Raw genomic sequence first — 8,880 nt, 5'->3', positions numbered from 1 at the left:
GACGTCACGCTGCTCGAAAGGGTCCTCAGTGGACTTCGCAAGCTCTAACGCGGCCGCCGCCCCCAGCCGCGCCACCACCTCCGCCAAGATCGTCGTCGCCGGCGGATTCGGCGTGGGCAAGACCACCCTCGTCGGCGCGGTCTCCGAGATCAACCCCCTGCGCACCGAAGCCGTCATGACCTCGGCCTCCGCCGGCATCGACGACCTCAGCCACGTCTCCGGCAAGACCACCACCACCGTCGCCATGGACTTCGGCCGCATCACCCTCGACGAAGACCTCATCCTCTACCTCTTCGGCACCCCCGGCCAGGACCGCTTCTGGTTCATGTGGGACGACCTCGTCCGCGGCGCCATCGGCGCCGTCGTCCTCGTCGACACCCGCCGCCTCGCCGACTGCTTCCCCGCCCTCGACTACTTCGAGAACAGCGGCCTCCCCTTCGTCGTCGCCCTCAACGGCTTCGACGGCCACCAGGCCCACACCCCCGAAGAAGTCCGCGAAGCACTCCAACTCAACACCGAGATCCCCATCATCACCCTCGACGCCCGACGCCGCGACAGCGCCAAGAGCGCCCTCATCACCCTCGTCGAACACGCCCTCCTCGCCCGACTCCGATGAAGGCCCGTCAGGGGTGGTAGTGGACACGCCAGCAGGGGGCGTGCGGAGCCTTCCGCACGCCCCCTGGGCACTTCCGCACACCGACCGGTGCTACGGCTGCTGATCGGCCCTCAGCAGCCCGTAGGTGTACGCGTCCTCCAGCGCCACCCAGGACGCGGCGATCACGTTGTCCGCGACGCCGACCGTCGACCAGGTCCCGGTCCCGTCGGTGGACTCGATCAGCACCCGGGTCTTGGACCCGGTGCCGTGCTGGCCCTCCAGGATGCGGACCTTGTAGTCCACCAGCTCCAGCTTCGCCAGCGGCGGGTAGATGGGCTCCAGCGCCGCGCGCAGCGCCTTGTCCAGCGCGTCCACCGGGCCGTTGCCCTCGCCGGTGGCCACCTTCCGCTCGCCCTTGGCCCACAGCTTCACGGTGGCCTCGTTGCCCGCGAAGCCGTTCGGGCCCTGCTCGCTGATGGACCGCCAGGACTCCAGCGCGAAGAACCGCTGCCGCTCGCCGCCGTTCACCTCGTCGCGCAGCAGCAGCTCGAAGGAGGCGTCCGCCGCCTCGTAGGTGTAGCCGAGGTTCTCCTGCGCCTTCACCCGGGCCACCACCCGGCCCGCCAGGTCGCGGTCGCCGGTCAGGTCGTAGCCCAGCTCCTTGCCCTTCAGCTCGATCGACGCCCGGCCGGCCATGTCGGACACCAGCATCCGCATGGTGTTGCCGACCAGCGCGGGGTCGATGTGCTGGTACAGGTCCGGGTCGACCTTGATCGCGGAGGCATGCAGGCCCGCCTTGTGCGCGAACGCCGAGAAGCCGACGTACGGCTGGTGGGTGGACGGGGTCAGGTTCACCACCTCGGCGATGGCGTGCGAGATCCGGGTCATCTCGGCCAGCGCCCCGGCCGGCAGCACCCGGCGGTCGTACTTGAGCTCCAGCGCCGCCGCGACCGGGAACAGGTTGGCGTTGCCGACCCGCTCGCCGTAGCCGTTGGCGGTGCACTGCACGTGGGTGGCCCCGGCGTCGACGGCGGCCAGCGTGTTGGCGACCGCGCAGCCGGTGTCGTCCTGGGCGTGGATGCCGAGGCGGGCCCCGGTCCCGGCCAGCACGGCGGCGACGGTCTCGCGCACGCCGGAGGGCAGCATGCCGCCGTTGGTGTCGCACAGCACCACCACGTCCGCGCCCGCCTCGTGCGCGGTGCGGACGACCGCCAGCGCGTACTGCGGGTTCGCCCGGTAGCCGTCGAAGAAGTGCTCGCAGTCGATGAACACCCGGCGGCCCTGGGCGCGCAGGAACTCCACGCTGTCCCGGACCATCTCCAGGTTCTCCTCCAGCGTGGTGCGCAGCGCCAGCTCCACGTGCCGGTCGTGCGACTTCGCCACCAGCGTCACCACCGGCGCGCCGGAGGCCACCAGCGCGGCCAGCTGCGGGTCCTCGGCGGCCTTCCCGCCGGCCCGGCGGGTCGCGCCGAACGCCACCAGCCGGGCGTTGCGGAACTCCAGCTCGGCCTGGGCGCGGGCGAAGAACTCGGTGTCCCGGGGGTTGGCGCCGGGCCAGCCGCCCTCGATGAAACCGACACCGAACTCGTCCAGGTGGCGCGCGATCGCCAGCTTGTCCGCCACCGTGAGGTTGATGCCCTCGCGCTGGGCGCCGTCGCGGAGCGTGGTGTCGAAGACGTGGAAGCCGTCGCTGGGGCGGCTGTTGGCCTCGGTCATGGCCCTGGGTTCTCCGTTCGGTGGAGTTACTGCTGCCGGGATCGGAATCCGGCTCCACTGTCCAGCATCCCGCGCGCGTCCCCGGTGTCTCCGGCCCCCTCGTGAGGGCCCGGGCCGGTCCGGGAGGCAAAACAAAAGACCCCTCGCGGGTGCGAGAGGTCTGCGCGCGGGTCTGGACGCTCGTGGTCGCTCCGCGGTCTGGGTGTAGCCGTGGAACGGTCACTGCGGACCGGCGCGCCTGCTGCTAATCATCAGCGAAAGCGAGGACACCCTCGCAGTCTTGCACACGCCCGGCGGGACGGAAGGCCCGTCTCGCCATCCGGAACGGGTCAGGCCAACCGGTCCGTCGCCAGGTCGAACCCGAACGGCTTCGGCAGCGGCAACGGGTCCCCGAACGGCACGGAGGTGGTGGCGGCGTACTCCCCGCTCTCCGGGTGGCTGTGCAGCACCACCTTGCCGGCCTTGCGGTCCACCAGCAGGTACAGCGGAATCCCCGCCGCGGCGTAGCCCTTCCGCTTGTCCCAGCGGTCCTTCGCGGGGTTGCTGGAGGTGACCTCCAGGACCATGACGATCCCGTCCGGCTTCATCCACGCGGGCCGGCCGTCGAACGCCCCCTCGTGGGCGAACGTCCCGTCGGGGATGAACCTGCCGCCGGGAACGATCAGTCCCTTGTTCCCGGCGAACGTGATGTCCGCGTCGCACAGCCGGAACACCTGGCGGACGATCCGGCCGATGGCGCCCTCGTGGTCACCGTCCGGCGGTGGCGTCACGACGATCCCTCCCTCGAAGAGCTCGGCCTTGAACCCCTCCGGGGTGTCCAGGGCGAGGAATGCCTTGAGGAGGTCGTCCTCCGGGCTGCGGTGGACGTCGGCGGTGTCGTACGTCGCGGCGCTCATCGTCACTCCCTCCGATCCGGGCTGTTCAACGAGTGGGGCGTTCCGAGGCTACCGGGCCCGGGCATTCCGCCATGAAATGCCCGGGCACCGGTGCCGGGTCAGGCGATGGTGTGCATCCAGCCGTGGGTGTCGGGGGCCTGGCCGCCCTGGATGGCGAGGAGGGCCTCGCGGAGCTTGAGGGTGACGGGGCCGGGCTCGCCGGTGGCGACGGTCCAGTCGGCGGTGGCGGACTTGACGTGGCCGACGGGGGTGATGACGGCGGCGGTGCCGCAGGCGAAGACCTCGGTGATGGTGCCGTCGGCGTTGCCGCGCTTCCACTCGTCGGTGGAGATCCGCCGCTCCTCGGTGCGGTGGCCGAGGTCGGCGGCCAGGGCGAGCAGCGAGTCGCGGGTGATGCCGGGGAGCAGGGAGCCGGAGAGCTCGGGGGTGACGACGGTGGCGTCCTCGCCCTCGCCGAGCACGAAGTAGAGGTTCATGCCGCCCATCTCCTCGACCCACCTGTGCTCGGTGGCGTCGAGCCAGACCACCTGGTCGCAGCCCTTGGCGGCGGCCTCGGCCTGGGCGACCAGCGAGGCCGCGTAGTTGCCGGCGCACTTGGCGGCGCCGGTGCCGCCGGGCGCGGCGCGGACGTAGTCCTCGGAGAGCCAGACCGAGACCGGCTTGACCCCGCCGGAGAAGTACGCGCCGGCCGGCGAGGCGATGATCATGAAGAGGTAGGAGTTGGCGGGGCGCACGCCCAGGCCGACCTCGGTGGCGAACATGAACGGCCGCAGGTAGAGGCTCTGCTCGGGCTGGTTCGGCACCCAGTCGCGGTCCTGCTGGACGAGCAGCTCGACGGCCTCGACGAAGGTCTCGACCGGCAGCTCGGGCATCGCCAGCCGACGGGCGGAGGCCTGGAAGCGGGCGGCGTTGGCCTCCGGGCGGAAGGTGGCGATCGAGCCGTCGGCCTGCCGGTACGCCTTGAGCCCCTCGAAGATCGACTGGCCGTAGTGCAGCGTCATGTTGGCCGGGTCGATCTCCAGCGGGGCGTACGGCGTCAGCCGGGCGTCGTGCCAGCCCAGGCCCTCGGTCCAGCGGACGGTCACCATGTGGTCGGTGAAGACGCGGCCGAAACCGGGGGTGGCCAGTCGGGCCTCGCGCTCCTCGTCGGACAGGGGGTGTGCGGAGGGCTTGAGGTCGAACGTGATGGGCGCCGGGGTGGGCGTGCTCATGGCTGTCTGTCCTTCACCGTGGGGTTGGGCTGGGCCTCCAACCGTCAGGGCGGGGGAACGCATGACGGCACGGCCCACTGTCGATACTCGCATCCAGAGGGCCGTGCCGAACAGCCGGGCGGCTGTGCTCGCGCTATGAACCGGCCCACCGGCCGGAGACTGTCTTCCGGCCGGTCAGCCGGATACTCGGGCGGCGAGCGCGTCGCCGACCTCGGAGGTGGAGCGGGCGCCGGAGCGGGCGGCGAGGTCCGCGGCGACCGCGTCCTCGACCCGGGCGGCCTCGGCGGCGAAGCCGAGGTGCTCCAGCAGCATGGCGACCGAGAGGACCGTGGCGGTCGGGTCGGCCTTGCCCTGGCCGGCGATGTCCGGGGCGGAGCCGTGCACCGGCTCGAACATCGACGGGAACTCCCCGTCCGGGTTGATGTTGCCGGACGCGGCCAGGCCGATGCCGCCGGTGACGGCCGCGGCGAGGTCGGTGATGATGTCGCCGAACAGGTTGTCGGTGACGATCACGTCGAAGCGCTCGGGCTGGGTGACGAAGAAGATCGTCGCCGCGTCCACGTGCAGGTAGTCGGTGGTGACCTCGGGGAACTCCTGGCCGACCTGCTGGAAGATCCGGGTCCACAGGTGGCCGGCGTGCACCAGCACGTTGTTCTTGTGGACCAGCGTGAGCTTCTTGCGCGGCCGGCCCTGGGCCCGGCGGTACGCGTCCCGGACCACCCGCTCGATGCCGTACGCGGTGTTCAGCGAGACCTCGGTGGCGACCTCCTGCGGGGTGCCGGTGCGCAGCGTGCCGCCGTTGCCGACGTACGGGCCCTCGGTGCCCTCGCGGACCACCACGAAGTCGATCTCCGGGTCGCCGGCCAGCGGCGACTTCACGTTCGGGAACAGCTTGCCCGGACGCAGGTTGATGTACTGGTTGAAGGCGAAGCGCAGCTTCAGCAGCAGCCCGCGCTCCAGCACGCCGGACGGCACGCTGGGGTCGCCGATGGCGCCGAGCAGGATCGCGTCCTGCCCCTTGATCTCCTCCAGCACCGCGTCGGGGAGGGTCTCCCCCGTCCGGTGGTAGAGCCGTGCGCCGAGGTCGTACTCGGTGGTCTCCAGCTTGACGTCGGAGGGCAGGGCGGTGCGGAGCACCTTGAGGCCCTCGGCCACGACCTCCTGGCCGATGCCGTCACCCGGGATCACTGCGAGACGAATGGTGCGAGACATAAATCGGACACTACAACCCGTCCCACGGCCTGAGCACACACCGTCCACCATCCGGACGGCCGGACGGTCGGACCGGTCAGCCGCCGTTCGGGGTGAGGAGCTGGACGCGGTCGCCGGTCGGGTTGAGGTGGTGGAGGACCAGGGCGGCGGGCAGCGGGGTGTGCAGGACCTGGCCGGGGTGGACGGGGGTGAGGACGGGGGTGGGGAGGGCGGGATCGAGGGGGTAGGGGCCGAGGGTGGCGAGGGCGTCGGCGGGGTCCTCGGAGGGGGCGGTCCAGAGGGTGTAGCGGGGGTGGGTGAGCGGGGGGAGGGCGGTGAGGCGGACGGGGAGCAGGAGGGTGTCGGAGTCGAGCAGGGCGGTGTCGGTGTCGCCCCAGCGGCCGTTGAGCGGCTGGACGTCGAGTTCGGCGCCGGTGCGGGCGTCCAGGGTGCGGGCGACCAGGGCGTCGCTGCCGGGGAGGCGGTCGGCGACCACGGTGGCGTCGGGGGTGCCGTCGCCGTCGGCGTCCAGCGAGGCGCGCACGCCGAGGGCGCCGGCGGGGGTGGCGGCGGGGGCCCACAGGACGGCGGCGAGGTAGAGGGTGCCGTGGCCGTCGACGGCGGCGGCGGCGCGGCGCAGGTTCGCGGAGCGCTCGGCGGGGTCGTCGACGCAGGGGTCGGTGTCGGCGGCGGGGCAGTCCGGCCAGCGCGGTCCTTCGCCGCCGGGCTGCAGGACGCTGAGCAGGCCGGGGCGCGGGGCGCCGGAGACGGCGAAGGTGGCGGCGGTGCCGAGCACGGTGGTGGCGGAGGCGGCGCGCGGGGCGGCGAACAGCGGGACGCGCAGCGGCGGGAGGGTGTCGTCGGCGGGGGTGAGGGTGAGCCGGCCGGAGAGTTCGCCGCGGTAGCTGCGGGCGTGTCCGGCCTGGAGCAGGTCGAGGGTGGGGTCGGGGGCCCGGCCGAGGTCGGGGCCGAGCCGGAGGGTGACGGTGACGGTGGCGCTGCCGTGCGGCGGCAGGTCGACCCGGGCGGGCGAGATCCCGAAGGACGCGCCGGGCAGCGCGGTGGCGGGCGCGTAGCCGGTGGCGTACCCGAGCGGGCGGTCGCCGAGGTTGCGGACGGTCACCGCGCGGGTGGCGGTGGCGGCGCCGGTGGCCTCGACCACGCCGAAGGAGACGCCGACCGCGCCGTCGGTCTGCGCGCCGTACGCGAGCACGGGGGTGCGGATGGCGGCGTCGACCCGGACCCGGCCGCTGCCGGTGCGCTCGGGGCCGTACACCGGGCCGGTGCGGCCGTCGTGCGGGTAGGTGTCGGTGGCGGTGTCCATCAGCGCGGCCTTGACCTGGGCCGCGTCGTAGTCGGGGTGCGCGGAGCGGACGAGGGCGGCCAGGCCGGCCAGGTGCGGGGTGGCCATCGAGGTGCCGTCCTCGCGCATGCCGCCGGTGCCGGTGCCCGCCTTGGCGGACCAGATGGTCTCGCCGGGGGCGGCCAGGTCGGGCTTGACGACGCCGTCGACGCCGATGCCGCGGGAGGTGAAGGAGGCCAGGGTGTCGGTGCGCTCCGGCTGGTCCTGCGGGACGGCGCCGTGCAGCGGGTTGCCGGGGGTGGCGAGCCGGACGGCGACCGGGCCGTGCGCGGCGGCGTCGAGCAGCCGCTGCCCGTCGGCGCGGGCCAGGATCGCGGCCGGGATCCGGTCGTCGCCGGCGATCTCGCCGAGGTTGTCGCCGTCGGCGGCGAACAGCGTGCCGACGGCGCCGGCGTCGGCGGCGTGGTCGGCGCGCGGGGCGGAGCCGCAGGCCCGGTCCGGGTCCTTGGTGGTCCAGCGCAGGACGGCGACCTTGCCGCGCAGCCGGTCGGCGTCGGCGGGCGAGAAGGGCGCGCAGCCGTCCGACTGGTCGGCGGGGACGGCGAGTTCGCCGCTGACCTCGGTGTCGTCCCAGTGGGTGTACTTGCTGCTCCAGTGCGCGGGGACGTCCCCGGCCAGGGCGGTGGGGGCGAGCACGGTGACGCCGTCGGCGTCGCCGTGCGGGTCGACCGAGGCGGCGGCGGTGAGCACCCGGGCGGCGGTGCCGGGGCTGCCGCCGACGCCGTACACGTCGCCCTCGTTGCCGGCGGCGGCGACCACCACGGTGCCGAGCGCGGCGAGCCGGTCGGCGGCCAGCGCGTCGGCGTCGCCGGGGCGGCCGTAGGGGCTGCCGAGCGAGAGGTTGACCACGTCGAGGCGGTCGGACGGGTCGCCGTCGCCGTCCGGGTCGGCGGCCAGGTCGAGGGCGGCGGCGAGCTGGTCGGTGGAGCCCTCGCAGCCGAACACCTTGATCGCGTAGAGCTGGGCGCCGGGGGCCGCGCCGGGGGCGACCCGGAAGCCGGCCGGGTCCAGGCCGGGCCGGTAGGGGCCGCGGTAGGTCCCGCCGTCGGCGGTGACGCCGTACCCGGCGGCGGTGCCGGCCACGTGGGTGCCGTGGCCGTTGGCGGCGCAGTCGAGCGGGTTGTCGTCGGGGTGCGGGTCGGGCTGGTAGTGGGCGGCGGCCGGGTCGGGGTCGTAGTCGTCGCCGACCAGGTCCCTGCCGCCGACCACCTTGGCGTTGGGGAACAGCCCGGCGGGCGGGGGCGCGGCGCCGTCCACCGCGCGGTACGCCCCGGCGGTGCCGGGGCCGCCGAAGTCGGCGTGGGTGTAGTCGATGCCGGAGTCGACGACGCCGATCCGGACGCCCTCGCCGGTGCGGCCCTCGGGGCCGTCCCAGACCTGCGGGGCGCCGGTGAGCGGCACCGAGTACCCGTTGGCGCGCCGCTTGGGCGTGACGGGGCGCACCGCGCGGACCCCGGGCAGGGCGGCCAGCCGGGGCAGTTCGGCGGCGGGCAGCCGCAGGGCGAGGCCGCTGACCAGGGTGCGGGTGCGGTAGAGCGGGCGGGCGTCCGGGACGGCGCGCCGCAGGGCCGCGGTGAGCGCGTCCAACGAGCGTTCCGCGACGGCCCGTTGGGCCTGTCCGGCGGTGGCGGCGGCGCGCCGGGTCTGGTCGGGGGTGCGCAGCTCGCGGCGGGCGTCGTCCCGGGCCCGCTGCCAGGCGGTGGCGGCGGGCTCGGTGTCGAGCTCCACGAACACGGTGGTGCGGGGTCCGTCCGGGCCGGCGGCCTGGGCGGCCGAGGCGGGGACGACGGCGGCCGGGGCGAGCAGGGCGAGGGCGGCGAGGAGGCCGAGAGGGGTGCGCACGGCCCCAAGGTAGGAGCCGCCGCCGGGCCGGGCGGGGAGGTTCACCGCACGGGTGACGGCCCGTCA

At 74.1% G+C, this 8,880-nt stretch carries 6 protein-coding genes; 1 reads left to right on the top strand and 5 read right to left on the bottom strand.

The window, feature by feature from the left end; translation table 11 throughout:
• Positions 1–28: 28 nt before the first annotated feature.
• Positions 29–616 carry an ATP/GTP-binding protein gene (locus K353_RS27060; RefSeq protein ID WP_100836245.1) on the top strand — a complete coding sequence of 196 codons (588 nt, stop codon included), beginning with the start codon at positions 29–31 and terminating at the stop codon, positions 614–616.
• A 90-nt stretch (positions 617–706) separates the two neighbouring features.
• Here K353_RS27060 and cimA read toward each other — a convergent pair whose 3' ends face one another.
• The 5 genes from cimA to K353_RS27035 form a co-directional block, all read right to left on the bottom strand.
• Positions 707–2,311: a citramalate synthase gene (gene cimA / locus K353_RS27055; RefSeq protein ID WP_111556145.1), complete on the bottom strand. Its 1,605-nt coding sequence runs from the start codon at positions 2,309–2,311 to the stop codon at positions 707–709.
• A gap of 329 nt (positions 2,312–2,640) precedes the next feature.
• Positions 2,641–3,207, bottom strand: a complete 567-nt coding sequence (locus K353_RS27050) for a Uma2 family endonuclease (protein WP_100836249.1) — start codon at positions 3,205–3,207, stop codon at positions 2,641–2,643.
• Positions 3,208–3,305: 98 nt separating this feature from the next.
• Positions 3,306–4,418, bottom strand: a complete 1,113-nt coding sequence (locus K353_RS27045) for a branched-chain amino acid aminotransferase (protein ID WP_111556144.1) — start codon at positions 4,416–4,418, stop codon at positions 3,306–3,308.
• Positions 4,419–4,592: 174 nt separating this feature from the next.
• Entirely contained in the window at positions 4,593–5,630 is a 1,038-nt protein-coding gene (locus tag K353_RS27040; RefSeq protein ID WP_111556143.1) for a 3-isopropylmalate dehydrogenase, read from the bottom strand.
• A 76-nt stretch (positions 5,631–5,706) separates the two neighbouring features.
• Positions 5,707–8,814: a S8 family serine peptidase gene (locus K353_RS27035; protein ID WP_146616578.1), complete on the bottom strand. Its 3,108-nt coding sequence runs from the start codon at positions 8,812–8,814 to the stop codon at positions 5,707–5,709.
• Positions 8,815–8,880: the final 66 nt, after the last annotated feature.

This window comes from Kitasatospora sp. SolWspMP-SS2h, assembly GCF_003259315.1.
In the GTDB taxonomy this organism is placed as follows: Bacteria; Actinomycetota; Actinomycetes; order Streptomycetales; family Streptomycetaceae; genus Kitasatospora; species Kitasatospora fiedleri.
This window is presented reverse-complemented; position numbering and strand designations above follow the sequence as displayed.